At 42.2% G+C, this 25821-nt stretch carries 25 protein-coding genes; 6 read left to right on the forward strand and 19 right to left on the reverse strand.

The genetic code is table 11. The annotated features are described in order from the left end of the window. Window positions 1–5: 5 nt before the first annotated feature. Window positions 6–899: a carbohydrate ABC transporter permease gene (locus LJE09_RS11490; protein ID WP_118330157.1), complete on the reverse strand. Its 894-nt coding sequence runs from the start codon at window positions 897–899 to the stop codon at window positions 6–8. Window positions 900–1064: 165 nt separating this feature from the next. After that, window positions 1065–2330 carry an ABC transporter substrate-binding protein gene (locus tag LJE09_RS11495; RefSeq protein WP_330575069.1) on the reverse strand — a complete coding sequence of 422 codons (1266 nt, stop codon included), beginning with the start codon at window positions 2328–2330 and terminating at the stop codon, window positions 1065–1067. A 243-nt stretch (window positions 2331–2573) separates the two neighbouring features. Between LJE09_RS11495 and LJE09_RS11500 the strand changes: the two genes are divergently transcribed. After that, window positions 2574–3479, forward strand: coding sequence for an AraC family transcriptional regulator (locus LJE09_RS11500; protein WP_227311350.1), 906 nt, complete (start codon window positions 2574–2576; stop codon window positions 3477–3479). A gap of 83 nt (window positions 3480–3562) precedes the next feature. On the opposite strand, the gene LJE09_RS11505 is transcribed toward LJE09_RS11500, so the two are convergent. From LJE09_RS11505 to LJE09_RS11540, 8 genes are all read right to left on the reverse strand, one after another. Continuing rightward, a complete protein-coding gene (locus LJE09_RS11505) occupies window positions 3563–5782 on the reverse strand; it encodes an alpha-galactosidase (protein ID WP_255601802.1) in 2220 nt (739 codons plus the stop codon). Between the two features lie 113 nt (window positions 5783–5895). Further along, window positions 5896–6891 (reverse strand): L-glyceraldehyde 3-phosphate reductase, encoded by a 996-nt coding sequence (gene mgrA, locus LJE09_RS11510; RefSeq protein WP_025578098.1) that lies wholly within the window; start codon window positions 6889–6891, stop codon window positions 5896–5898. 58 nt (window positions 6892–6949) lie between these two features. Then, on the reverse strand, window positions 6950–7627 hold the full coding sequence (locus tag LJE09_RS11515) for a hypothetical protein (protein ID WP_055058616.1): 678 nt from the start codon (window positions 7625–7627) through the stop codon (window positions 6950–6952). A 1-nt stretch (window position 7628) separates the two neighbouring features. After that, the gene (locus LJE09_RS11520) at window positions 7629–8048 is read right to left on the reverse strand and encodes an ATPase (protein ID WP_226852626.1); all 420 of its coding nucleotides are present in this window, start codon (window positions 8046–8048) and stop codon (window positions 7629–7631) included. Further along, entirely contained in the window at window positions 8020–8472 is a 453-nt protein-coding gene (locus tag LJE09_RS11525) for a DUF4869 domain-containing protein (protein WP_026648228.1), read from the reverse strand. The genes LJE09_RS11520 and LJE09_RS11525 overlap by 29 nt, the downstream gene beginning before the upstream one ends. A gap of 213 nt (window positions 8473–8685) precedes the next feature. After that, window positions 8686–11868, reverse strand: a complete 3183-nt coding sequence (locus LJE09_RS11530; RefSeq protein WP_227311351.1) for a glycoside hydrolase family 2 TIM barrel-domain containing protein — start codon at window positions 11866–11868, stop codon at window positions 8686–8688. 397 nt (window positions 11869–12265) lie between these two features. Continuing rightward, window positions 12266–12571, reverse strand: a complete 306-nt coding sequence (locus LJE09_RS11535) for a YerC/YecD family TrpR-related protein (RefSeq protein ID WP_008706557.1) — start codon at window positions 12569–12571, stop codon at window positions 12266–12268. 237 nt (window positions 12572–12808) lie between these two features. Next, entirely contained in the window at window positions 12809–13531 is a 723-nt protein-coding gene (locus LJE09_RS11540; protein WP_227311352.1) for a phosphatase, read from the reverse strand. Between the two features lie 243 nt (window positions 13532–13774). Here LJE09_RS11540 and LJE09_RS11545 point away from each other — a divergent pair, with 243 nt between their 5' ends. From LJE09_RS11545 to LJE09_RS11565, 5 genes are all read left to right on the forward strand, one after another. Beyond that, a complete protein-coding gene (locus LJE09_RS11545; RefSeq protein ID WP_227311353.1) occupies window positions 13775–14527 on the forward strand; it encodes a polysaccharide deacetylase family protein in 753 nt (250 codons plus the stop codon). A gap of 124 nt (window positions 14528–14651) precedes the next feature. Continuing rightward, complete coding sequence (locus tag LJE09_RS11550; RefSeq protein ID WP_215679962.1) at window positions 14652–15359, forward strand: YesL family protein; 708 nt, start codon at window positions 14652–14654, stop codon at window positions 15357–15359. Then, window positions 15356–16282, forward strand: coding sequence for a TIGR01212 family radical SAM protein (locus tag LJE09_RS11555; protein ID WP_055052676.1), 927 nt, complete (start codon window positions 15356–15358; stop codon window positions 16280–16282). Before LJE09_RS11550 ends, LJE09_RS11555 begins: the two co-directional genes overlap by 4 nt. A gap of 36 nt (window positions 16283–16318) precedes the next feature. Further along, window positions 16319–16831 carry a DUF4364 family protein gene (locus tag LJE09_RS11560; RefSeq protein ID WP_008706534.1) on the forward strand — a complete coding sequence of 171 codons (513 nt, stop codon included), beginning with the start codon at window positions 16319–16321 and terminating at the stop codon, window positions 16829–16831. A gap of 201 nt (window positions 16832–17032) precedes the next feature. Further along, on the forward strand, window positions 17033–18352 hold the full coding sequence (locus LJE09_RS11565) for a replication-associated recombination protein A (RefSeq protein ID WP_195277530.1): 1320 nt from the start codon (window positions 17033–17035) through the stop codon (window positions 18350–18352). Between the two features lie 41 nt (window positions 18353–18393). Here LJE09_RS11565 and LJE09_RS11570 read toward each other — a convergent pair whose 3' ends face one another. The 9 genes from LJE09_RS11570 to infC form a co-directional block, all read right to left on the reverse strand. Beyond that, window positions 18394–19017 (reverse strand): cytidylate kinase-like family protein, encoded by a 624-nt coding sequence (locus tag LJE09_RS11570; protein WP_008706532.1) that lies wholly within the window; start codon window positions 19015–19017, stop codon window positions 18394–18396. Window positions 19018–19031: 14 nt separating this feature from the next. Further along, complete coding sequence (locus LJE09_RS11575; RefSeq protein ID WP_020993607.1) at window positions 19032–19742, reverse strand: ABC transporter ATP-binding protein; 711 nt, start codon at window positions 19740–19742, stop codon at window positions 19032–19034. A 12-nt stretch (window positions 19743–19754) separates the two neighbouring features. Further along, entirely contained in the window at window positions 19755–20513 is a 759-nt protein-coding gene (locus LJE09_RS11580; protein ID WP_025578122.1) for an ABC transporter ATP-binding protein, read from the reverse strand. A gap of 3 nt (window positions 20514–20516) precedes the next feature. Beyond that, window positions 20517–21572 (reverse strand): branched-chain amino acid ABC transporter permease, encoded by a 1056-nt coding sequence (locus LJE09_RS11585; RefSeq protein ID WP_020993609.1) that lies wholly within the window; start codon window positions 21570–21572, stop codon window positions 20517–20519. A 10-nt stretch (window positions 21573–21582) separates the two neighbouring features. Continuing rightward, a complete protein-coding gene (locus LJE09_RS11590) occupies window positions 21583–22470 on the reverse strand; it encodes a branched-chain amino acid ABC transporter permease (protein ID WP_008706530.1) in 888 nt (295 codons plus the stop codon). 248 nt (window positions 22471–22718) lie between these two features. After that, window positions 22719–23873, reverse strand: a complete 1155-nt coding sequence (locus LJE09_RS11595) for an ABC transporter substrate-binding protein (protein ID WP_020993610.1) — start codon at window positions 23871–23873, stop codon at window positions 22719–22721. Between the two features lie 429 nt (window positions 23874–24302). Next, a complete protein-coding gene (gene rplT, locus LJE09_RS11600; protein ID WP_022380175.1) occupies window positions 24303–24659 on the reverse strand; it encodes a 50S ribosomal protein L20 in 357 nt (118 codons plus the stop codon). A gap of 47 nt (window positions 24660–24706) precedes the next feature. Continuing rightward, the gene (rpmI, locus tag LJE09_RS11605) at window positions 24707–24904 is read right to left on the reverse strand and encodes a 50S ribosomal protein L35 (RefSeq protein WP_008706525.1); all 198 of its coding nucleotides are present in this window, start codon (window positions 24902–24904) and stop codon (window positions 24707–24709) included. A gap of 35 nt (window positions 24905–24939) precedes the next feature. After that, window positions 24940–25434, reverse strand: coding sequence for a translation initiation factor IF-3 (infC, locus tag LJE09_RS11610; protein WP_008706524.1), 495 nt, complete (start codon window positions 25432–25434; stop codon window positions 24940–24942). Window positions 25435–25821 lie beyond the last annotated feature (387 nt).

A 25821-nucleotide genomic window follows, 5' to 3' on the forward strand; every position in this document is an offset into this window, starting at 1 on the left:
CCTCCTTAGTTATAATGAACCCACTTCTTCTGCGCAATATTCTGGAATACTGTCATGATCATAATTACAACCAGAAGAAGTACGACGATTGTTGAACCATAACCTTTGTTATTCTGTACAAAGGAATTCTGGTAGAACAGGTAAACAAGTGACTGTGTTTTGTAAAGTGCAGGACTGTTTCTGTCCATAACCATGAAGATCAGGTCGAATACCTGCATGGCACCGATGACACGGGTAACCATTACAAAGAAGATGGTCGGTGAAAGCAGCGGGATTGTAATATGGAAGAACTGTTTCACACCAGTTGCTCCGTCAATGCTTGCTGCTTCATAATAATCTCTTGGGATTTCCTGCAGACCGGACAGGAAAAGTACCATATTGTAGCCGATGATAGACCATACACCGATCACTGCGATCGCATAGACTGCGATCTTCGGATCAGAGATCCAGTTGATCTTTGTGTGAAAAATGTGATTGAGAAGACCGAATTCTGAGTTAAACAACCATCTCCATACCATGGCGATCGCAGCCGGAGCAGCAACCATAGGCAGGAAGAAAATAGTTCTGTAAACAGCACGGCCTTTCATTTTACGGTTTAATAAAACTGCCAGTACAAGTGCGATAGCAATGGAAAACGGAACTTCCACAATGGCATATTTAAATGTATTTAATAATGCCTGCCATACTTCCGCATCATGGAACAGCTTTACATAGTTGTCAAAACCAATGAAGATATTTCCCTTACCGAAATCTCCGGTCTTGAAAAAGCTCTCATAAATGGTCTTAAAAATCGGATAGATATTTAAGATGATCAGACCAAGCATTGTAGGAAGAATGAACGCCCATCCCCAGATGAATTCATTCCGCGCCTGACTGGTACCTTTTTTTGGATTTGCCACGGTTCTCACTCCTTCTTATCGTAAAATTTTGTTGCTGATTTGAACGGAAAACTGCCGCACATCTGCATACCTGTTGTGACTTCTGCGGTTATCACATAATCGGAATCTTTTCTGCGGCAGCTTTCCTGTTTCTTATTTTTTATGAATGGTTTTGCTGAATATTAATTAATAGGACTCTTCTGCGATGGCATCGTTCATAATAGTAACGATATTCTTGCATGCATCATCCATGCTTTCTTCATCATTCCATGGTTTCTTCAGTTCTTCGCACATTGGGTTCCACCATGCAAGTGTTGCATTTGTGTGTGGTCTGAATACGATATTGTCCATTGCATCCATGTATGGCTGTAAGTTGAAGCAGTCAACACTGTTAACCCATCCATCGGACATTCCTTCGTAAGCTGCCATTGTTACACCAAGGTCAGCCTGTTTCTGCTGCATATCTTTTGTACCGAACCACTCAATAAGCTGGAAAGCTTCGTCCGGCATATCTGTGTTTGCAGATGCTGCCCATCCAAGACCATTGTAAAGAGATACGCTCTCTCCTGTTTCAGCATCTTTCGGAAGTCTTGCCACATCACAGTGCTCTTTGATATAATCGTTGTCTTTGAAAGCAGATACCATCCAGGATCCCTGAGAAATCATAGCTACCTTGCCAGATCCGAAGAGTACGTCTGTACCTGTTTCGGACATTGTAGATGCAGGAGGCATTACATTTTTAACGCATTTGTCAACGAATTCCATTGCTTTGATAGTGTTTGGATCATCAAAACCGGATTTGTTGTCATCTGTCAGTACACGTCCGCCCATGGAGTAAACAATATTCATCCATGTATCCTGCTCGTTAGACGGGTTTGCTGCAAAACCGTACTGGCTTCCGTCTTCTTTTGTAAGTTTTTCTGCAATGTCATAGAATTCATCCCATGTCCAGCTTCCGTCCGGATAATCGATTCCTGCTTCATCAAACATATCTTTGTTGTACCACATAGCAATTGTATCGATGTCCTTCGGTACTGCGTATGTTTTTCCGTCCCACTGATACATTTCTTTGATATCTTTCGGGAATTTGTCCATTTCCAGTTTGTCGCTGTCTGCAATCTTGTCTGTCAGATCAAGTAAGATATCATTGGACATATATCTTACAGCTTCATTGGAATGCATCCAGAATACGTCCGGCATGTCTCCGCCTGATGCACCTGCTTCAAGAAGTGTCCAGTAGCTGCTCCACTCTACTACCTGAAGTTCAGTTTTGATTCCGGTCTCTTTTGTAAACTCATCCATAATTTCCTGAAGTCCGGCTTTCTGTCCGTTATCCCAGATTGCAACTGTCAGAGTTTTGTCTTTCGCCTGTGCGCTTACTGGTGCAAGTGCAGTAACTGTCATAGCACCGATCACTGTTGCGACTGTGAGTTTTTTCATGTTTTTTCTCATATACATCCTCCTTTATTCGTCGTTTCGACGTGTTCCTTGTGATTCTTATTATACGTTTTTGTCTATTTTTTTAAATGGACTAATGAAATGAATTTATGTCATAATCGTTATGGAAAAAACGCTGAATTTATGGTAAAATGTCAACAACGACTTGAATTTATGCGTATTTGCAGGATATCAGTCCTTATGTCTTTATATCAACAATATCTGCAATCAAAGAAAATAGAAAAAGGAATTACCCAAATGCCAGATGTAAAATATACGGACAGCGCTACTTTCCGCTGTCTTGAAAATCTGAAAGAAGGCTCCCTTGATATCAGTCTAATCCATACGGGCAAAGAACACTGCCCGCCCGGACATATCTGTTCCATGCCAAGAGATGAGTTCATCATCCATTTTGTGCTGGACGGTACCGGATTCTATTCTGCCGGAGGTCAGACCTGGAGCCTTACTCCCGGACAGATGTTTGTAATTTATCCAAATGAACCAGTCACATACGGTGCTGATGAAACCAATCCCTGGACTTATGCCTGGATTGGTTTTCGCGGAATCCGAGCTCACTCAATGGTAAAAGAATGTGGATTTTCCAAAAATCAATTGGTACTTCCTGCACCGGATCAGAAAATAATCCTGAAACACATCGATTATATGCTGAATCATAAGCAGCTTTCCAAAGCCAATGATCTAAGGCGCCAGGCTTATCTGATCCTGTTGTTAGCCGAGCTTGCCGGCTTTCATGAAAAGCAGTCTGCACAGAACAAAAAAAATGCCAAATATGTCTACAGCACCAGTGTCTACGTGGAGCTTGCCATTAAATATATTAAAGATATGTATCAAAAGGGAATCGGGATTTCTGATATTGCAGATAATATCGGAATCAGCCGTGCCTATCTGAACAGTTCCTTTCAGAAAGAGCTTGGAATGTCCGCACAGACCTTCCTCATTGATTATAAGATGCATAAAGCAGCCAGTCTTCTGGTCAGTACCAGTCTGTCTGTTAAAGAGATTGCTAATAATGTGGGCTATGAAGACCAGCTTGTTTTTTCCAAGGCTTTTAAGAAGAAGTTTGGAATGAGTCCGAAGAATTATAAGACCCATAAAGAAATGATGGATAAATTTAACGAAAAGCAGGTAGACGATCCCGTGTGATCGTTCTGCCTGCTTTTTGTTGATTTTTTATTTCTGTCTATTGCTTTTCGCAACCTCCATAAGGAGCTTACCTGATTCGGTTATTATTTTGCAGTTAAAACATAAATTCTGGACTCATAGTCTGTGCATGGTTCGTCTTCACTTGTAGGTTCACCTGCTGTACAGTCTGTGGTGAGCAGTCCCAGATTCATCAGCTCATCCCCGTAGTTTTCTGTTTCATTATACTCATTTCTGTAGATAAGATCCGGATCCAGTCCCTGAAGCCGCACTCTGGTAAAATCTGCGTTTACTACATTTCTTTCCCTGTACCAGAATACCAGCGCTGTTTTTTTGTCCTCACTGACTGTCATCCACGCTGTTTCATTGCCCTCAAAAGGACTCTTCAGTCTGTAAAAAGTTCCAAACTGAATCAGTTCTCTGTATTCTTTCATAAAGGTAATCTGCTGTTTTACTTCACTGATTTCCTCATCAGACAGTTTATTCAGATCCAGCTCATATCCGAAAGTTCCAAAATAAGCTACATTTGCTCTTGTATGTAACGGAGTTTTGCGGTTTAACTGATGGTTTGGTACTACAGAAACATGACTTCCCATGGAGCTTACCGGATAACACATGCTTGTGCCGTACTGGATTTTCACACGCTCTGCCGCATCTGTATCATCACTGGTCCATCCCTGTGGCGCATAATAAAGGATTCCCGGATCAAAACGTCCGCCACCGCTTGCGCAGGACTCAAAGAGAATCTGCGGAAATGCAGTATTTAACCGCTCATACAGATCATAAACTCCGAGAATATATCTGTGGAACACTTCTCCCTGACGGTCTGCAGGAAGTGCAGCTGAACAACATTCCGTAATACTCCTGTTCATATCCCATTTGATGTAGGAAACCTTTGCTTCTGAGAGAATTTTGTACATCATCTCATAAATACAGTCCACCACTTCTTTTCTGGAGAAGTCCAGCACATACTGATTTCTGCCATGACAGGAATGCCTCTGGGGTGTCTGCAGGATCCAGTCCGGATGTGCACGGTAAAGGTCGGAATCCTTATTCACCATCTCCGGCTCAAACCACAGACCAAATTTCATACCCATCTCTTCAATCCTGTCTGCGATTCCCTTGATTCCCTGCGGAAGACGCTCTCTGTTTGCCACCCAGTCACCAAGTCCTGCATAATCGTTGCTTCGTGCACCGAACCATCCGTCATCCAGCACAAATAATTCAACACCACATTCCTTTGCCTTTGCAGCAATTTCCACCAGACGGTCCTCTGTAAAATCAAAATAAGTAGCTTCCCAGTTATTGTTCAGGATTGGCCTGGGACGGTCTCTCCAGTAACCTCTTGCCAGTCTCTTCTGATATAATTTATGGAAGGTCTGGCTCATTCCATTCAGACCCTTATCAGAAAATACTACTACTGCTTCCGGAGTCTGAAAGCTCTCACCACAGTCCAGCTTCCAGTCAAAATTCTGCGGATTGATTCCCACAGTGATGCGGGTTGTATCATGAGTATCCACCTCTGCCTGCATTCTGTGATTTCCGCTGTAGATCAGGCTGAATCCCATCACTTCTCCTGCATTTTCTGTTGCCGACGGACGTCGGAGCACAATAAAGGGATTATGTTCATGGGAAGAATTTCCTCTGATGCTTCCCACAGACTGGATTCCCTGCTCTAATCTGCGTTCTTTCACATGACGTTCTCTGGACCACGCACCTGAAAACTGCATCCACACATAATCCTTGTCCGGCAGATCAAGGCTGAGGCTCATTGCATTTAACAGATGTACTGATGATGTACCCTCGTTTGTAAATCTGGCACTTCTGGTGATGATTCCCCTCTGTGTAAAAATAGTATAAAGCAATTCCAATACAATTCCTGTTACTTCATCTTTCAATTTTACACATAAGGTCTGGGCTTCTTCGTCTTTCTCAGTATACGTAGCCGGAAGTCCCTGAAGTTTTGGTTTTCCAGCTGCAATTGTATAACTTACATAAGTAAAATCAGAAATCCTGCTGCCGTTTTCCTGAAGGATCTCCATTGCCGGATAACGGTAATCAGAACTACCATACACCGGATATTCCAGTTTCAGATGCTCCAGCGAAAATTTGCGGTTTCCCTCATAAACACAGGCTGTCATTGGTCGCTGCTTCATCTCAAGAAGATATGAAAAATCTTCTCTGTCATGGATTCTTTTCCCAAAATAGAGATTTCCAAGATGTCCATTTGGAAGTACGGTCATAATATAACTGATGTTATTGTTGTATAAATGGAATGTCTTTGAACTTTCGTGATAAATAATCATAATTTTCCTTTCCGCATATCTGTTATTCGCTGATAATTCCAGAAAATAATGCAATTCAGATTACATTACTCTTTCATATCATTTAAGAAAACAGTCTGTCAAGTGGATGTTTATTATAATGCCAGTGAACACTCATCAATCTTCTTTAATTCCTCTTCACTAAACGGTGCACTGTCAAGCACTTTCAGGTTCTCAAGAATCTGCTGCGGACGGGATGCCCCGATGAGAACGCTGGTTACGATTCCGTCGCGGAGAATCCATTTCAGTGCCATCTGAGCAAGACTTTCCCCTCTCTCTGCTGCAATTGCATTCAGACTGCGGATACTGTTAAGACGTTCCTCACTGAACTGATCTGCATGGAGAAAACGTCCGTCTGTGTTGACACGGCTGTCCTTTGGAATTCCATTCAGATATCGGTCTGTGAGCATTCCCTGGGATAACGGGCTAAATGCAATAATTCCCTTTTTCCTCTCTGCTGCAGCCTGTTTCAGGCCATTTGTCTCGATGGTACGGTTAAAGATATTATATCTGTTCTGATTAATGATAAACGGACAATGCAGTTCTTCCAGAATATCTGCAGCGCGTTTCATTGTCTCACCATCATAGTTGGAGATTCCAACATACAATGCCTTTCCGCTTCTGACAATTTGTGCAAGAGCCTCCATGGTCTCCTCCAGAGGCGTCTCCGGATCCATTCTATGATGATAAAAGATATCTACATAATCTAGGCCAAGACGTTTCAGGCTCTGGTCAAGACTGGCGATCAGATACTTACGGCTTCCCCAGTTTCCATAAGGTCCCGGCCACATATCATAGCCCGCCTTTGTGCTGACGATCAGCTCATCTCTGTATGCAGAAAATTCCTCTCTCAGGATTTTCCCAAAATTTTCCTCCGCACTTCCAGGCTGTGGGCCATAGTTGTTTGCAAGGTCAAAATGTGTAATTCCATTATCAAATGCTGTGAAGCACATCTGCTTCATATTCTCATAAACACCGGTGTCTCCGAAATTATGCCATAACCCCAGAGATAACTCCGGCAGCATCAGCCCACTGGCACCACAGCGGTGGTATTTCATAGTTTCATAACGTTTTTCATCTGCCTGATACATAAGATAATTTCTCCCTTTTCGTACAGTTTTCAAATCTTCACTTTTATTAAATCCTACTCTAATCTGCAACTTTGCAAATCACATTTTGCACCTTCTCAGACTGTATCAGCATCCTCATCTTCTCATCCCCATCCTCAATCTCAGGCTTACCACATCTAAGACTATCTGGATGCTCCGACACACAGCAATTTTTATACCAGCATTCACCCATAAGAGTCCCTTTAACAGACCACTTTTCATTTTGTGTAAATTCGCCTGCCAATGACTTCATCACTCGTTCTGTAGAATATCTTTTAAAACATGCTATATACTGCAATGTCTTCTCGTCATCAATCTTTGATAAATTGATTCTATGATTTTCAACTGCTGCCAAGACTTCTTCACGAATTTTGATTTTATCTGTCTTTCCGGTGCCTGTCCATGCTATTAGCTTGTCAAATGCAAGAATCAGATATTCAAAACAAATCATATCCAGAATTACAATTTTTCCTTCCGACTTATCTGTTATTAATTTCAACATACGATACTTGTTACGAATATCCTGATTATCAACCACATAATCAAATGCAACGTAGTATTTATCGTCATCTTTAATGTCCAAGTCTATTACCGCATCCAGTAATCCCTGATTGCTTCCTTTACTTTCGACTACAAGCTCATTATCAAAGAAAAACTTGTTAACTAATTTCCAGAAGTGAAGCCCTGCACCAGTATCCTCCGTCCATAAATATCTCATATCACAGCTCCTCTTCCAGTGTTATTCTGTTGTTATCAAACTTCAGCACCTTAAAACTTTTATCAGATACATTGAGTCCGTCACAATTTCGCAGAAAAAGCATATACTGATTTGAGAACTCAAAATTAATGAATCTCCTGATATCATCATTAATCAAGTAATCTGCATTATCTACCACAATGAAACTATCCCGGCACTGTTTTATTGCTTTTAAAAAATCATCTGATTTATAGTTAAATAATTTTATAGCCTTGTATTCGTCTGTTAGTCTTATATCTTCCAGCATTTCATAAAGGACTGTTTTACCGGTACCGCTGTCTCCGCCAACAAGAGTAATTCTATCCTCAAATTCCAAGTCGTATGAAAATGGATCTGCTTTAAAAGTAATGTTCTTATAAATCATCTGCTTCTCTCCTTTCATACTCCTTACTCCACCAGGCATTATAGCCTCTCCCGCCGATAACTATATCAGAATTATTAAATCGGATTTTTGCATTGTCCGGGATATCAAAAAGTGTCGGTCTTGACATATAAATCTTTATATTTTCCATAGTAAAAATGATCCTTAACACATTCGGACCACATTCCTCGACATTTACCACCTTATCAGGGTGTTTTACAATATTTATCAGTGTCTTGCAGCCTGATGATAAATTACGTATTGTACCCAATCCATATTTTGTTTCTATATGCTTGTCCGGAGTCAGCTTTGCCTCATCTATTTGCCAGATTAAATCAATTTCTTTTTGTGACATTTCTTCATTACCTGTGTTCAGATTAAAGTACAGGTCGTTTTGAAGTATCCAGTCTTTTGAATTAATCTTATTTGTATATATATCTATCATTTAATGTTACTCCTTTTCATTATCGATCGCCGACTTTTGAGAATCGTTAAACCACTATAATACCCACGTTTTCACCCTGCATTATAAATCAAAATCTACTTGTATATCATATCACATTTTCAATGCTATAAATATCATTTTTTGTTGTCTATTTATCTATAATAGTTAAAGGGACTGTCTGAAACAGCCCCTTTTCAAAACAAATAAACTATATTAAATTCCTTTAAAGCTAAAGGAGAACTCCATCTTTCCGTCTGCATTCAGCAGATATTCCGGATGGGTATATGCTCCCCAGCTGTCGTCGCCGCCGATTCCCATCTGGCCTTTGGCTACGCGTACTACTGTGTAATGAATCTGTGGGAGTTCATATGGATGCATGGCATTTTCCATCTCATGTGGAGTGTATGGGAGTGCAGAGAACATCATTGATTCTCCATCCATTTCAAAGTACATTCCTCTGCCCTTGCGATCTGTGACTTTCGCCCAGCGTACTTCCTCTTTTGCTCCACATTCCTGCGGTACCATGTATCTTGCTATGTTGTCCACAATTTTATTCTGGTAAATGCCCAGTTTTGCACCTTTTTTGCGATCTGCATAGGTCTCAGCTTCGCCCAGTCCATACCACTGAACATTGTCGTAATCTGCATTGAATTTGAAAATCACCCCAAATTCCGGCATATCACCAAGTTCTTTTACAGGATCATAAGTTAAAGTTGTCTTCACTTTTCCATCGCCGAATACTTCGTAGGTGAGCTGACACTCACTGGCTGGTGTGGTTGGCATCAGATAGGTAAATGTTACTTTTACAGAGTGGTCTGTTTCTTCTGCCTGTGGTAAATTGGATGGGCCATATGCACCTTTTCTATATTCTTTGTGGCTTAAATACATGCTGGCAATTTTCCACTGTGCGTAGCGCATCTGCATAAGATTCCCACAGTCATTATCTGTTGGTGCACGCCAGAAGTTTGGTTTCGGGATTGCCTCGATCATCTCTTTGCCCGCATATTTGTAAGAAACCAGACCACCATTGAGGACGGAGAACATTACTTCGAAGTGCTCACCGCGGACACCAATGTTGTGTGTGCTTCGGATGATCTGTGGCTTCTTTACAAACGCATCTGATACACATACATCTTTTTCCGCTGTAATCGCTGTTTCTGCTGAATCTGATTTTCCATCCGGAACATCCTCTTTCACCTGATATACATACTGTCCAAACGCAATCTCATGGCCTGCAGGTGCCCATATTTCTTCCTCTTTCAGATGGAAGGAAACAGTAATTGTATATTCTCCGGCTGCCTCAGCCTTTTCAAAAGGCAGTTTATATTCTTTCGTACTCAATGGCTCAACTGCTGTTTCCAGTGCTTCTGTACAAATCACTTTTCCATTCTTTGCAAGTATTACCTTACAGTCAAAAGTATCTGTATTTACAAAGAGGTTCTTGTTAATCACTTTTACTGTATCAGCTGTCACCTCTGCTGTAATATTCTGATAATTGAATTTCACTTCCTGCATCTTCGGAGATGGCTCTCTGTCACCGCCATATGCGATTCCGTTACCACTGAAATTATAGTCTGTAGGGCGTTCTCCGAAATCGCCGCCATATGCCTGGAACTCTTTTCCATAGCGATCTTTCTTATAAATAGACTGGTCAATGTAATCCCAGATAAATCCCCCCTGATATTTGGGCTCTGTATCTGTCAGGTCAGTATATTTGTGCATGGCACCGCAGGAATTTCCCATGGCATGTGTGTACTCACAGCAGATAAACGGTTTACTGTCATCCTTTGCCAGAAACTCTTTGATTGCTTCTACAGACGGATACATCTGGCTTTCCATATCACTGGTATCATTATAACTGCGGTCATGGAAAAGTCCCTCATAATGTACCAGACGGGTAGAGTCATTCTTACGGAAAAGCTGAGACATTTCATAGATATCTTTTCCGCCAAAAGATTCATTTCCACAGGACCAGATCAGGATTGCCGGATGATTCTTGTCTCTCTGATACATGGAGTTGGCACGGTCAAGCATCATATCCAGCCATTCCGGTTTGTTGTGAGGAACAACATGAGTATAATCCTTTGTAAATTCCGCCACATCCCAGGAACCATGGGATTCCAGGTTTGTCTCATCGATCATATAAATACCATATTCATCACAAAGCTGATAGATCAGTGATGTATCCGAATAATGACAGGTACGGATGGCATTGATATTATTCTGCTTCATAATGCGAAGATCCTTGCGGAGTTCTTCCTCTGATACATGTCTGCCGCTGACAGAACTGAATTCATGACGGTTTACGCCCTTAAACACGATACGCTTTCCGTTCAGAGTCATAATGCCGTTCTTCATCTCGAAACGGCGGAATCCAACCTTCTGAGGAATCACTTCCTGAATATTTCCTGCTTCGTCATAAAGTTCAATTGTAAGATCATAGAGCTGCGGATCTTCTGCACTCCATAATTTTGGATTATTGATTTTCCATATAAAACTGTTCTGTACAGTCTTGCTGCTATTTGTTTTCTGAATATAAAATGCCTCTGCATCGGCTTCTTCATTTCCAGCTTCTGTAAGAGATTTTTTCTCTTCCAGCACACATTCTCCATCTTTCTCAAGCCTGAAAGCAATGCTTCCTTTTCCCCATGTCTTTACCTTAATTTCAAGATCTGCTACATCCAGATTCTCTTCCGGGATTGCACGGATCTGTAGATCATATGCGTGGGTATTCGGAACTGTATAAAGATACACATCTCTGTAAATTCCGGAGAAACGGAAGAAGTCCTGATCTTCGCACCAACTGCTGGAGGTCCATTTAAATACCTGTGCTGCCAGCTTATTCTGCCCATCTTTAAGATAATCTGTCAGTTCAAATTCAGATGGGGTGAAAGAATCCTCACTGTAGCCAACAAAGGCTCCGTTCAGCCACAGTGCAAGTCCGCTCTCTGCTCCCTGGAAAGAAATAAACAACCTCTTTCCCTTCATATGTTCCGGCACTGTAAAATATTTCACATAGCTTGCAACCGGATTAAATCTCTCCGGAATCTGACCGGGATAAATTTCCTCATGACCTTCCCATGGATACTGGACATTGGCATACTGGGGTGCATCATATCCTTCCATCTGGATATGTGCAGGTACATGAATGTCATCCCAGTCATAACAGCAGTAATCTTCCTTTTCAAATCCCTGAACTGTACTTTTGTAATTACGCGCATAATGAAACTTCCATAAACCGTTCAGACTGTAACGGAAAGAAGTTTCTGTTCCATCCTGCACAGCAGCCTGCATTTCATTCCCATCTCTATAATATACATGATCTGAATGAGCTTCCATTCGGTTATCGCAGAAATACTGTGGATCTTTTACCAGTGAATAATCAAATGCCTTCATACTCTTATGTTCTCCTCATGATTTGTTTTTTTATAACTGTTCTCTCTGCCTGCAATATTACATTTCGCCATGCATTTGTAAAATACTTCCAGCAAAATACTTTATATATGACTTTTTTCATAAAAATATCTTATACGATATTGCCAACAGCCAGTTATCTTTCATAAACAAAATTATAACATTATACCAATCCGCATAGTTTGCATATTTGACTATATAATATTCATTTTCGACTTTTATAGATTGATCCTTCGCAGCATTTTCTCAGCCTGCACAACACTCTCCCAGAAGAGGAATAATCGGACTTCTCTTTTATCCGAAAACTCCCTATACAAAAAAGGCAGGTGATCTTCACCTGCCCCACAATAGCACTGCATTTATTCAGCCTTCCGCTATCTTATTCCCCTTTAGTTTCCTTCTCTGCCATTCTTGAAAACACCATCTCATATCCGTCATTTCCATAATTCAATGAACGATTCACACGACTGATCGTTGCTGTGGAAGCTCCGGTTTTCTCCGAAATATCAAGATAGGTTCTCTTGTCCATCAGCATCTTGGCAACCTCAAAACGCTGTGATAAGGAAAGAAGTTCATTGATCGTGCATACATCCTCAAAAAAAGTATAGCACTCTTCTTTATCCTTCAGGCATAAAATCGCTTCAAAAAGCTGATCTACAGCCTCTGTTCTGATTTTTTTACTCATTTTCATGCTCCTTTTAGAACTCTGTACTTCACTGGGCGGACATTTGTCTTTAAAATGTCCGTGTTATATTTCTAACAGTGATATTTTACCACGTTAAATTATAGGAAGCAAGCCTTTAACCCAAAAGAAATCACAGATTTTTTAATTTTCTCGCAAAAACCTTTTTCGAAAAGTCAGGCCGATAAAATCATCCTCTTTGTGGCACAGCTCTACACCAAATAACTGCTTCTCAGTTTATCAGAACTTACGATTCACATGCTTCCTTATTGCATCCGCAGACCGATTAAGAACCAGCTCTTCCGGAAAATCCAGTTTCTCCAGCAGATCTCTCGCCAGATCAAACTCCCCGATCAGAAGATCAAAATGAGCATCACTGTCCATCACCACCGGAACCTGATATTTCTTACACAGTTCCAACATCACCGTATCATTCTCCACAGCATTCTCACGGGTACATTCTGAATCCATAGAATGATTATTCAGTTCCAGAACCTTCCCGTATTCCTTCGCTCCCTGAACCAGTGCCTCATAATCAATCTCATATCTCCCGTCATCCGGATGTCCGATAATGTTTACATATGGATTCTTCATCACATTCAGATAGGCTTCTGTGTTCTCAAGCTTAGATGCCGGCTTCATACACGGCGTATGCAGACTCGCAATAACCACGTCCATACTGGAAAGCGTATGCTGTCCCAGATCCACTGTTCCCTGCGCATCCAGAATATTTACCTCAGATCCCAACAGCAACTGAATCCCGTACATCTCCCTTGGCACAACCTTAAGATTATTAAAATAAAACTTATGACACGTCCCCGGCATACTCGGCGCATGCTCCGTAATCCCCAGAACCTCCAGTCCCTTCTCAGAAGCTGCCTTCGCCATCTCCCTCAGAGAACAATAAGCATGCCCACTGGCCACAGTATGCGTATGCAGATCCAGCACAGAATTATATCTCATAACAAACCTCTCCTCACTTCGACAAATATTTATCCCTAATTATACGACCATTCCCTAACATCCCGCAAGTATTTTACACCTCAGAATACTGAGACATCATCACTCCCCTGACAGACTCCCTACATCTTTTCTTTCTTTATTTCATATACTATTACATCAGCTTATAACTATCCCACAATCTCCCCAAAACATATTAACATCCATATCTGCGTATTTTTGATAATTTATAAGGAGTATCTTTGCATGAAGCGGACTTTAATATTTTTTGAAATATTATGCATAATTTTTTTCCTGCTCTTTTCCTCTGCTGACAGACGCACACAGTTCCTTACTTCACTGGCAGGTCCCGGTATGCTTTCCCTTGTAAAACAGGCATCTGCAAAAGCTACAGCTTCTGAGAATTTTTCAACTGACACCACCGCCGGGCTTCCCGTCGAAGAACCTCCCAGAATCGCACTGACCTTTGATGACGGTCCTAATGCCCGGTATACCCCCATGCTTCTGGATGGATTAAAAAAAAGAAACATCCGGGCATCTTTCTTTCTGATAGGCGAGAACATTGAAGGAAACGAAGACATACTCCTGCAAATGCGAAAAGACGGACATCTTATCGGAAATCACACCTGGGATCATGTACAGCTTGACAAGATACCGGCGGAGAAAGCCAGACTGGAAATTGAAAAAACAAATAACAGAATCTATGAAGCTTCCGGAATTTACCCTTCTTATGTACGACCGCCTTTCGGCGCATGGATCAAGGATATGGAACTTTCTGTCACCATGCTTCCCGTATTCTGGGATGTAGACACCTTGGACTGGAAAAGCAAAAACATTGATTCTATCCTGTCTATCGCCCAGAAACAGGTTCATGACGGTTCTATCATCCTGATGCATGACGGCTATCAGACATCTGTGGATGCAGCCCTGAAAATCGCTGATCTTTTTACTGAAAAAGGCTATGTTTTTGTCACTGCAGACCAGCTCCTGCTCACATAAAAGATTTGCTTTTTCCTGCCTGATTCGTTATACTGTTATACAAAGCTTGTACAGATTTCTCTGTAGCAGGATTATCCGCAGAGTATGCTGTACATCATTATATACAAAAGGAGTAATTAAACGAATGGACAGACTATTTAACATGGACAACAAATTCTTCACCGTCATGGGACGCGTGGCTGATCTTATTATGCTTAATGTGGTCTTTCTGATCTGTTGTCTGCCAATCGTGACTATTGGTGCGTCACTGACTGCACTCCACTATGTCACACTGAAAATGGCACGTAACGAAGAATCTTATATTATCAGAAGCTTCTTCAAATCCTTTAAGCAGAACTTCAAACAGGCAACTGTCATCAATCTTATCATGCTTGCAGTTGCAGCTATCCTTTACATGGATCTGCGTATTGTAGGTAATATCAGCGGAACAATGTCTCAGGTATTGTATATCGTTTTCTTTGCATTTGGTATCCTTTATATGATGGTATTTCTGTATATTTATCCGGTGCTTGCCAAATTCTACAACTCCATCAAAAACACCTTCCGCAATGCATTCCTGATGGCTATCCGTCATCTTCCGTATACAGTCCTGATGGCAGTCATCACTCTGTTACCTGCAGGCGTGTTTTTTATTAAAAGTTTCCGCATACAGTCCATGGCCATCATGCTTCTGTGCATGTTTGGATTTGCACTGGAGGCATTTATCAACGGACATTTTCTGGTAAAGATTTTTGATAATTATATTCCGGCTGATGCAGATACCCAGGATACAGACCTTCAGAACGGAAACTCTGCTGAAACTTCATCAACAGAAAATAATCACACAGTATGACCAAATGGGGAGAGAAACCATACCACTCTCTGGACTATATGCTGAGAGAGCGGTTTGGAGAAAAGGTTTATAAGGTCACGCTAAATGGCGGCATGTCCTGTCCCAACAGGGACGGTAAGATCGGAACCCGCGGCTGCATCTTCTGCAGCGCAGGAGGAAGCGGAGATTTCGCTGCAGATGCCGCACTTTCCATCACTGACCAGATAGAAAGCCAGATCAGTATCCTTTCACAGAAACGTCCGATTCATAAATATATTGCCTATTTCCAGGCGTACACAAATACCTACGCACCTGTGGAATATCTGGAGAAAATTTTTACAGAAGCAATCTCTCATCCAAAGATAGTTGCTCTTTCCATCGGCACCAGACCAGACTGCCTCAGTCCTGAAATCGTGGCACTTTTGTCCCGGTTAAATAAACAGAAACCTGTCTGGATTGAACTTGGACTTCAGACGATCCATGAGTCCACTGCCAGGTATATCCGAAGGGGATATCCTCTCTGCGTTTTTGATGATGCCGTAAAACGCCTGCGAAAAGAAAATATCGAAGTAATCGTGCATACAATCCTCGGATTGCCCGGTGAAAACACAGCAGATATTCTGGAAACTATGGAATATCTCAACCATATGGATATTCAGGGAATCAAACTGCAGTTACTTCATGTGCTTCGCGGCACTGATCTGGCAGCAGATTACGAGAAAGGACTGTTTCAGACTTACGAACGGGATGAATACATCTCTCTCCTTATAAACTGTCTGGAACATCTCAGACCGGATATGGTTATACACCGCATCACAGGCGACGGCCCCAAAGATCTGCTGATCGCACCACTGTGGGCAAGCCGTAAACGTGAGGTATTAAATATGCTGCATCACAGGATGAAAGAAGAACAAAGCTACCAGGGAAGACTGTTTTCACACTAAAAGCTTCTCTGCTACTCTATGCAAAGGAGGGATAAAATGGCAACACCATTCACAGTTTACAAATTAATCGTGTTATACATGCTTCAGAATACCGAAAATACCCTGACAAATTCGCAGATTTCGGAATTTATCCTGGACCGGGAATATACAAACTATTTCCATCTCCAGCAGGCAATCTCAGAACTGGTAGAGGCAGAACTGATCACCATGGACACCCGTTCCAATGTCTCCCATTACCGGATTACCGAAGATGGCATAAAGACTCTCTCCTTTTTCCAGAAAGATCTCTCTCCTGAGATCAAACAGGAAGTCAGGGAATACCTGAAATCCACCGGCTTCAAAGCCCAGGAGCGAATCGTCACACCTGCCGATTATTACATCACCAAACAGGGAACCTATTCTGTAAGATGCCAGCTCATCGAAAAGGGCAACTCCCTCATCGACCTGAACATCGCAGCTCCTAACCTTGAGGCAGCACAGTCGATCTGTAAAAAATGGTCCACACATTACCAGGAAATATACGGAAAAATAATGGAAGAGCTCTTATAATGCTCTTCCTTTTTATTTCCTAATCTTTACAAAAAAACAGGGATACGTTATACTAAAACAAATATACGTTCTATAGCACTCCTCGTAAATAATGTATATTGATTAAGAGACTTGCTATAATTTGTCAGAAATGTTTTATGTTACTATAAACACGAAATGAAATGTGACTGTTTTATCATCATATTCTATGGAGAAAAAACTATGGATTTATTTGAATACGCCAAATCAAAAACCCTGGACCAGGAAGCCCCTCTGGCATCCAGACTACGCCCCACAACTCTGGATGAAGTTGTAGGACAGCAACACATCATCGGAAAAAACACCTTATTATACAGGGCTATCAAAGCTGACAAGCTGACCTCCGTCATCTTCTACGGTCCTCCCGGAACCGGCAAGACCACCCTGGCAAAAGTAATCGCCAACACTACCAGTGCAGAATTCACCCAGATCAACGCCACTGTAGCAGGCAAAAAAGATATGGAAGCAGTTGTAAAAGAAGCCCAGCAAAACCTGGGTATGTACGGCAAAAAAACAATCCTCTTCATAGACGAGATCCACCGCTTCAACAAAGGCCAGCAGGACTATCTCCTCCCATTCGTAGAAGACGGAACCATCATCCTCATCGGTGCCACAACAGAGAATCCATACTTCGAAGTCAACGCTGCTTTAATCTCACGTTCCATCATCTTCGAACTGAAATCCCTGGAGATCTCCGAAGTCAAAGAACTCATCCTTCGCGCAGTCAACGACAAAACAAAAGGAATGGGAAACTATAAAGCCCGGATAGATGAAGACGCCCTCGACTTCCTTGCAGACATGGCAGGCGGCGACGCCAGAAATGCCCTCAATGCCATCGAACTGGGCATCCTCACTACCCCCCGTAGCGAAGACGGTCTCATCCACATCACCCTGGATGTGGCATCTCAGTGCATCCAGAAACGCGTCGTCCGCTACGACAAAAACGGAGACAACCACTACGACATCATCTCCGCCTTCATCAAAAGCATGCGTGGCTCAGACCCTGACGCAGCAGTTTACTACCTTGCAAAAATGCTCTACGCCGGAGAAGACGTCAAATTCATAGCCCGAAGAATCATGATCCTCGCCTCCGAAGACATCGGAAACGCCGATCCACAGGCCCTCTGTGTAGCAGTCGCCGCAGCCCAGGCAGTAGAACGCGTAGGAATGCCCGAGTCCCAGATCATCCTCTCCCAGGCAGTCACCTACATGGCCTGCGCCCCCAAAAGCAACTCCGCAGTCAACGCCATCTTCGCTGCCATGGACTCCGTCAAACGCACAAAAACCACAGTCCCGCCACACCTCCAGGACGCCCACTACGGCGGCCACGAAAAACTGGGCCACGGCATCGGCTACAAATACGCCCACGACTACCCAAACCACTACGTACACCAACAATACCTCCCCACCGAAATCCAGGGAGAACACTTCTACGAACTCTCAGAAATGGGCTACGAAAAAACCTTAAAAGAATACCAAAACAAAATCAAATCCCAGTCTTAATCCCAAAAAGGGCAGCCTCCAAAGAGAGACTGCCCTTTTCATCATTTAATTCCCATAACGTTCATCTGCGCCAAAATCGCATCCACACATTTCTCAAATCCAAGCTTTCCTGCATTCAGACACAGATCATAATTCGTCGCATCACTCCAGTCCCCACCGGCAAATTTACGATAATAATCCTGCTTTCTCTTATCATCCCTACGAAGAAACTTCTCAATCTCCTCATCACTGCCGCTGATCTTCTCTCTGGACTTCTCCACACGAAACTCCCAGGGTGCATGAACAAACACTCTCAAAGTATTCGGTCTGTCCTTAAACACATAATTCACACAACGCCCAACGATCACACAGGATTCCTTCTCTGCCAGATCCGTTGCAATCTTCGCCTGATAATTAAAAATATTCTCATCAGAAACAAACCCCTTCTGATCCGGTGCGATCAGATCTCCTTTATATAACCCTGTCTTATTAAACAGAGATGCCTTCACACTGGAGCCTTCTTCCACCTGTCCAAAAAGCTTCACATCAATCCCGCTCTCATCAGAAGCCATCTGAATGATCTGCTTGTCATAGAAAGAAACTCCCAGTTTCTCTGCCAGCATCTTACCGACGGTACGTCCGCCGCTTCCATACTGTCTCGCAATGGTAATTACAAAATTCTCCATAAAATCCCTCCTGTTTACTCTCCAAGATAAGCTTTCTGAACAGATTCATCATGAAGAAGATCACTTGCCTTACCTTCCAGTGTAATCCTTCCGGTCTCAAGGACATAAGCTCTGTCAGCAATAGAAAGAGCCTTCTTCGCATTCTGCTCAACCAGAAGAACCGTTGTTCCACTCTCACTTACCTCTTTAATGATATCAAAGATCTCATTTACAAAGATCGGTGAAAGGCCCATGGACGGCTCGTCCATCAGAATGATCTTCGGCTGGCTCATCAGCGCACGTCCCATGGCGAGCATCTGCTGCTCACCACCACTTAAGGTACCTGCAGTCTGATTCTGACGTTCCTTCAGACGCGGAAAACGTTTATATACTTTCTCAATGGTCGCATCAATCTCATTTTTATCAGATCTTGTAAAAGCACCCATCTTCAGATTCTGAAGAACAGTCATATTTGCAAACACACGTCTTCCTTCCGGAACATGTGCCATACCCATTGTTACGATCTTGTGAGGCGGAACCTTTGTGATATCCTGTCCGTCATAAATAATATGTCCTGATTTTGCCCGGAGAAGCCCTGTCACTGTATGCAGGGTAGTTGTTTTACCTGCACCGTTTGCACCGATCAGAGCAATAACTTCACCTTCATTTACAGAGAAAGAAACACCCTTCAATGCCTGAATCATTCCATAATAAACCTGTATGTCCTGTACTTCCAGTAATGCCATCTGTCTCTCCTCCTATTCTCCAAGATATGCCTTGATAACTTCCGGATCATGGAGCACATCTGAAGTCTTGCCCTGTCTCAGAACATGACCGAAGTTCAGTACAGTCAGCTCCTCACAGATACCTGAAACCAGCTTCATATCATGCTCGATCAGAAGAATGGTCATATCAAAGTTATCACGAACAAAACGGATGGTATCCATCAGTTCCTCAGTTTCATTGGGGTTCATACCTGCAGCCGGCTCATCCAGAAGAAGAAGCTTCGGCTTTGTTGCCAGTGCTCTGGCAATCTCCAGCTTTCTCTGTTTACCATAAGGAAGGTTGGATGCAAGGATATCTGCCTCTTTGTCCAGATCAAACACTTTAAGAAGCTTCATTGCTTCCTCATTCATGGTTTTCTCAACCTTAAAGTATTTCGGAGTATGTACAATACTTGTAAAAAGACTGTATTTATCATGATTGTGAAGTCCTGCCTTTACATTGTCCAGCACACTCATCTGATGGAACAGACGGATATTCTGGAATGTTCTGGCGATTCCCGCCTTGTTGATATCAATGGTACTCTTTCCGGTGATATCCTGTCCGTCCAGATTGATGATTCCCTCGTCCGGCTTATACACACCTGTAAGAAGGTTAAAGATTGTAGTCTTACCGGCACCATTCGGACCGATCAGACCATAAAGCTGTCCTTTCTCGATGGAGACATGGAAATCATCCACTGCATGAAGACCGCCGAATGAAATATTTAAATGATTTACTTCCAGCAATGCCATAGCTTATGCCTCCTTTTTCTTAAATTTACTGAAAAGACGCTCTCTCATCTCGATTGCCTTAGGTGCCCAGTTGATCAGCATCATTACGATCAGCACGATTGCATAGAACAGCATACGGTAATCACTGAGTCCACGCAGAAGTTCAGGAAGAAGGTTCAGAATCACTGCCGCAATAATAGAACCACGCATATTTCCAATTCCACCGAGAACTACGAATACCAGGAACATGATAGACATGTTATAACCGAAGTTCTTCGGAAGTGCTGTTAAAGTTGCAAGATTATGAGCATAAAGCACACCGCCGATACCGGCTAATGCTGCTGAGATTGCAAATGCTTTCAGTTTATACTTTGTGATATCAATACCAATTGACTCCGCTGCAATACGGTTATCACGGATTGCCATGATCGCACGTCCGTCTCTGGAATTGATCAGGTTCAGAACTACGAATAAAGTAACCAAGATCAGAATCACACCTATAGTAAAGGTTGACTGTCTCGGTGTACCTGTGATACCCATGGCACCACTGATGATCATTTTTCCACCAGGCTCCATTCCAAGAGACATCTGGTCTTTCATGGAAAAATGGATTCCGTTGCTGTCAATTCCTACATAAAGCACATTGATGATATTCTTAATGATCTCACCAAATGCCAGTGTTACGATAGCAAGGTAGTCACCTTTCAGACGAAGTACAGGAATACCTATCAGGAATCCAAAGATACCTGCACATACAGCTCCGATGATCAGAGCAACGAAGAAACGAAGTCCTGCATTCGTAAATGTATCCATAGTTGCCTTTGTAAATGCTGCACTGGTGAAAGCACCGATACACATAAATCCGGCATGTCCAAGACTTAACTCACCCAGAATACCAACCGTCAGGTTCAGGGAAAGAGCCAGGATAATATATACACAAAGAGGCACCAGAAGACCCTGCATCAGGTTGGAAAGCAGATTCCCTGCGATCATTCCCTGTACGATCAGATATGCTGCAAGAACCATTCCGTATGTAATGAGATTGCTTTTTGTTGTTTTGTTTAATTTCTTCTTTTCCATGTCTGCCACCTCACACTTTCTCCTGAATGTTCTTACCAAGAATACCGGTAGGTTTCACAACCAGAACTACGATCAGAACACCGAATACAATGGCATCAGCCATCTGTGAAGAGATATAAGCTTTACCAAAAATCTCCAGGATACCCAGAACAACACCTCCGATAAAGGCTCCCGGGATAGATCCGATACCGCCAAATACAGCTGCAACGAATGCTTTGATACCAGGCATAGCACCTGTATATGGTGTCAAAGACGGGTATGCAGAGCAGAGAAGCACACCTGCGATTGCTGCAAGTCCGGAACCGATTGCAAAAGTAATGGAGATTGTTTTGTTTACGTTAATACCCATTAACTGGGCAGCGCCTTTATCCTCAGATACGGCAAGCATTGCCTGCCCTGTTTTTGTCTTGCTGATAAAGAGCATCAGACCTGCCATGATCAGGATACCACCGATAATGGTTACGATGGTTACACCAGTGATCACGATAGAACCACCTGCAAGTTTCAGGGATGGAAGACTGATCACGTTACTGAATGATTTGGTATCTGCTCCCCAGATCAGAAGGGCCACGTTCTGAAGCAGGTAGCTGACACCAATTGCTGTGATCAGAACAGCCAGAGGTGAAGCTGCATTACGCAGTGGTCGATACGCAACGCCTTCGATCACAACGCCCATGAGTGTACAGATGATAATGGACAGCAGGATGGCTAAAATCGGATTTAATCCCATGCCGCTGACTGCGACATAAACTACATAAGAGCCGACCATGATAACATCTCCATGAGCGAAGTTCAGCATTTTAGCGATTCCGTATACCATGGTATAACCAAGGGCGATGATCGCATATACACTTCCGAGGCTGATACCACTGATAAGATATGATATAAAACTACTCATAGAAGTCTTTCCTTTCTTATATTTAAATAATTTTATTGTGTGTAAAACTGGCAGATTTGCCTTTAGCGAAATCTGTCTTGTTTATTTTGCCAAAAGTAAATCTGTCATTAACGCATTAATGTAATAACGTATTAGGCAACAGGGCTGTCTGCATAATTCAGACAGCCCCGTTGGCATGCAACCATTGTCCACTCCAGGAACAATCGCATTTTATTTCTTATGAAATCTTTTCAGTTATTTCAATTTCATTATTCCATTGCTGCGTAAGCACCATCTTTGATTTCTACAGCTTTCGGAGCTTTGTTCGGCTCACCGTCTTCTGTCCATGTGATCTCGTCACCTGTAACACCTTCAAGTGTGATCTCGGTCATGCCTTTTTCAAGTGCTGCACAGATATCTGCAACATCCATGTCTGCTTTTACATCTTCTTTTTCTGCTGCTGCTTTGACTGCGTATACTGCATCATAAGCATCTGCTGCGAACTGGTTTGGTGTGTCTTTGTAAGCATCTTTGTATGCTTTTACAAAGTTCTGGGTTTTCTCATCTGTAGAATCTGCTGCAAATGGTGTAAGAAGCATCAGCCCCTCTGCAAGAGATGTATCAAAGTTTTCTACACCAAGGATACCGTCCATACCGTCGCATCCGAAGAATTTAGTTTCAAATCCCATGCTGTCTGCCTGTGCAAGGATCAGGGAAGCTTCTGTATAATAAATCGGAAGGAATACTAATTCAGCACCACCGTCTTTTGCTTTCTGAAGCTGTACGGAGAAGTCTTTATTGTTATCAGCAGTGAATGCTTCGGAAGATACGATTTCAATACCCTGATTAGCTGCTTCTGCTGTGAAGTTCTGTGTGATACCTGATGAATATACATCAGAGCTATCGTAGATAATAGCTACTTTTGTAGCAAGTTTATGCTCTCCAATGTACTGAGCTGCTGCAGTACCCTGGTTCGGGTCAGAGAAGCATACACGGAATACGTTCGGATTAGCAACACACTCTGTTGCAGATCCGGATGGAGTAAGCTGGAACATATTGTCTGCTGCTGTTTCATTTGCTACAGCTACACAAGGTGTGGAAGTAACTGTACCAACCAGGATGTTCATTCCCCAGTCTTTTAATGCGTTGTAAGCGTTCAGGGTTTTCTCAGCATCGTTTTCATCATCTTCAAATTTGAACTCTACCTGATATCCGTTGATTCCGCCGTCTTCGTTTACTTCATTGATTGCAAGCTCTGTTGCATTCTTTACAGCCTGTCCATAGATTGCTGCTGCTCCGGTTACAGGTCCGATTCCACCGATCTTAAATGTAGCATCGTCTGCAAATACAGATACAGGTGCAACTGTTGACATTACCATTGCTGCTGCCGCAGTAACACTGATGATTTTTTTCAGGTTTTTCATAATAAATCCTCCTTATATTTTGTCAGTCCTTTCGTCCCTCTTACGGCTCATAAGATTAGCTTCCGTTACCATTCATTCCACCCGGTATATCATTTTCACCAGATTCCGCAGGTTCATTTATTATGTAGAGGAACTGAAAAGTAACAAAAAGCCAACTGGGTTCCCAGCCGGCTTTGGCTTCCACTGACACTTTAATATGTTGCTGTTTTGAATTATATCACCATATATTTGACCATGCAAGAAAAACTTTATGGAAATTTAAGATTTTTCCGTCTTTCATGGACACTTGACCGTACCGCGCACGCAATTTTATCCCATTCATCGAAAAATGCATTAAAAAAGGTACACACAGAAACCGTAACAATTTCTATGTGTACCTCAAAATTCTGATTTAATTTATCAAATCTTATGTCTCTCTAAAACCGACAATTATGCAATTGCTTTTTTAGCGATCTCAGCAAGTGCTGTAAATCCTTCTGCATCGTTTACTGCAAGTTCAGCAAGCATCTTTCTGTTGATGTCGATGTTTGCAACTTTCAGTCCGTGCATCAGTTTGCTGTAGGATAATCCGTTCATTCTTGCTGCTGCGTTGATACGAGCGATCCAGAGCTGTCTGAACTGACGTTTTTTCTGCTTTCTTCCTGCATAGGAGCTAGCAAGTGCTCTCATTACAGACTGTTTAGCAACTCTATACTGTTTGGAACGGGCTCCTCTGTAGCCTTTTGCCAGTTTTAATGTACGATTATGTTTTTTCTTTGCGTTTAATCCGCCTTTAATTCTTGCCATTTCTTAAATTTCCTCCTGTTTGTCTATCTTCAATGAATAAATGCTTCTTATAAATATGGTAATGCTTTCTTCATGCTCTTAACATTAGTAGCATCAACAACAGTAGATTTTCTCAGATTTCTTTTTCTTTTCTGAGATTTCTTTGTTAAGATATGGCTCTTATAAGCTTTATTTCTTACTAATTTTCCTGTACCTGTTTTTTTGAAACGCTTTGCTGCTGCTCTGCAAGTTTTAATTTTTGGCATTGTTAATTCCTCCTTAAACTGTATCTCTATTATATTTAACGTTTTTCCGTTAAAAACATGGTCATGCTTCTGCCTTCAACCTTCGGTGCCTTCTCCACTGTTGCCACATCTGCAAGCTGCTTTGCAAAATCATCAAGCACATGTCTGCTGCTTGCCATATGTGCCATTTCTCTTCCGCGGAAACGTAATGTTACCTTTACTCTGTCACCCTTGGAGAGGAACTTTCTGGCGGCGTTGACTTTCGTATTCAGGTCATTGGTATCAATGTTTGGAGAAAGTCGCACTTCTTTGACATCGATGGTCTTCTGCTTCTTCTTGGCTTCTTTTTCTTTTCTTGCAAGCTCATAACGGTATTTACCATAATCAATGATCTTACATACCGGCGGTTTCGCCTGCGGGGCAATTTTTACCAGGTCAAGCCCTGCCTCCTGAGCTTTGAACATTGCTTCTTTCGCGGACATGATTCCAAGCTGTTCTCCGTCCGAACCGATTAAGCGTACCTCTTTGTCTCTGATCTGTTCGTTAATCATTAAATTGCTAATTGTAGTGCACCTCCATACCTGTTAGATAGATTCTAATGACTTCTCGTCGCCCTCATTTACATAAAAAAAGCGTGGACAAAATCCACACTCCGCTATCACACTGCTGATATCTTTTCTTCTTAATCTGGGGAACAATCTCCTTATTCCTGCCAAACTTAAATATCAGCCTTCTCTGTGCAATATAAACCCAAGCCGCTAAACTAAATGCGCTGAGGTGAGAGTGGAACTCTGCTTTGTTTTCTTACGTACTTGTATAAGATACCATGTTCAGTCTGCTATGTCAAGTACTTTTTACATTTTCTTTATTTTTTTAGATCTCATGTTACTGTTCACACACCACTATTCCGCGAGGTGTTTTGGCATGAATATGCCAAA

This window comes from Blautia sp. DFI.3.45 (assembly GCF_020593505.1).
GTDB lineage: Bacteria > Bacillota > Clostridia > Lachnospirales > Lachnospiraceae > Blautia_A > Blautia_A wexlerae.

What these genes read in the sequence shown, in the direction of transcription:
- LJE09_RS11495 (WP_330575069.1), bottom strand. Translation starts at nt 2,330, where the DNA reads ATGAGAAAAAACATGAAAAAACTCACAGTCGCAACAGTGATCGGTGCT.
- LJE09_RS11500 (WP_227311350.1), top strand. Translation starts at nt 2,574, where the DNA reads ATGCCAGATGTAAAATATACGGACAGCGCTACTTTCCGCTGTCTTGAA.
- LJE09_RS11505 (WP_255601802.1), bottom strand. Translation starts at nt 5,782, where the DNA reads ATGATTATTTATCACGAAAGTTCAAAGACATTCCATTTATACAACAAT.
- mgrA (WP_025578098.1), bottom strand. Translation starts at nt 6,891, where the DNA reads ATGTATCAGGCAGATGAAAAACGTTATGAAACTATGAAATACCACCGC.
- LJE09_RS11515 (WP_055058616.1), bottom strand. Translation starts at nt 7,627, where the DNA reads ATGAGATATTTATGGACGGAGGATACTGGTGCAGGGCTTCACTTCTGG.
- LJE09_RS11520 (WP_226852626.1), bottom strand. Translation starts at nt 8,048, where the DNA reads ATGAAAGGAGAGAAGCAGATGATTTATAAGAACATTACTTTTAAAGCA.
- LJE09_RS11525 (WP_026648228.1), bottom strand. Translation starts at nt 8,472, where the DNA reads ATGATAGATATATATACAAATAAGATTAATTCAAAAGACTGGATACTT.
- LJE09_RS11530 (WP_227311351.1), bottom strand. Translation starts at nt 11,868, where the DNA reads ATGAAGGCATTTGATTATTCACTGGTAAAAGATCCACAGTATTTCTGC.
- LJE09_RS11535 (WP_008706557.1), bottom strand. Translation starts at nt 12,571, where the DNA reads ATGAGTAAAAAAATCAGAACAGAGGCTGTAGATCAGCTTTTTGAAGCG.
- LJE09_RS11540 (WP_227311352.1), bottom strand. Translation starts at nt 13,531, where the DNA reads ATGAGATATAATTCTGTGCTGGATCTGCATACGCATACTGTGGCCAGT.
- LJE09_RS11545 (WP_227311353.1), top strand. Translation starts at nt 13,775, where the DNA reads ATGAAGCGGACTTTAATATTTTTTGAAATATTATGCATAATTTTTTTC.
- LJE09_RS11550 (WP_215679962.1), top strand. Translation starts at nt 14,652, where the DNA reads ATGGACAGACTATTTAACATGGACAACAAATTCTTCACCGTCATGGGA.
- LJE09_RS11555 (WP_055052676.1), top strand. Translation starts at nt 15,356, where the DNA reads ATGACCAAATGGGGAGAGAAACCATACCACTCTCTGGACTATATGCTG.
- LJE09_RS11560 (WP_008706534.1), top strand. Translation starts at nt 16,319, where the DNA reads ATGGCAACACCATTCACAGTTTACAAATTAATCGTGTTATACATGCTT.
- LJE09_RS11565 (WP_195277530.1), top strand. Translation starts at nt 17,033, where the DNA reads ATGGATTTATTTGAATACGCCAAATCAAAAACCCTGGACCAGGAAGCC.
- LJE09_RS11570 (WP_008706532.1), bottom strand. Translation starts at nt 19,017, where the DNA reads ATGGAGAATTTTGTAATTACCATTGCGAGACAGTATGGAAGCGGCGGA.
- LJE09_RS11575 (WP_020993607.1), bottom strand. Translation starts at nt 19,742, where the DNA reads ATGGCATTACTGGAAGTACAGGACATACAGGTTTATTATGGAATGATT.
- LJE09_RS11580 (WP_025578122.1), bottom strand. Translation starts at nt 20,513, where the DNA reads ATGGCATTGCTGGAAGTAAATCATTTAAATATTTCATTCGGCGGTCTT.
- LJE09_RS11585 (WP_020993609.1), bottom strand. Translation starts at nt 21,572, where the DNA reads ATGGAAAAGAAGAAATTAAACAAAACAACAAAAAGCAATCTCATTACA.
- LJE09_RS11590 (WP_008706530.1), bottom strand. Translation starts at nt 22,470, where the DNA reads ATGAGTAGTTTTATATCATATCTTATCAGTGGTATCAGCCTCGGAAGT.
- LJE09_RS11595 (WP_020993610.1), bottom strand. Translation starts at nt 23,873, where the DNA reads ATGAAAAACCTGAAAAAAATCATCAGTGTTACTGCGGCAGCAGCAATG.
- rplT (WP_022380175.1), bottom strand. Translation starts at nt 24,659, where the DNA reads ATGGCAAGAATTAAAGGCGGATTAAACGCAAAGAAAAAACATAATCGT.
- rpmI (WP_008706525.1), bottom strand. Translation starts at nt 24,904, where the DNA reads ATGCCAAAAATTAAAACTTGCAGAGCAGCAGCAAAGCGTTTCAAAAAA.
- infC (WP_008706524.1), bottom strand. Translation starts at nt 25,434, where the DNA reads ATGATTAACGAACAGATCAGAGACAAAGAGGTACGCTTAATCGGTTCG.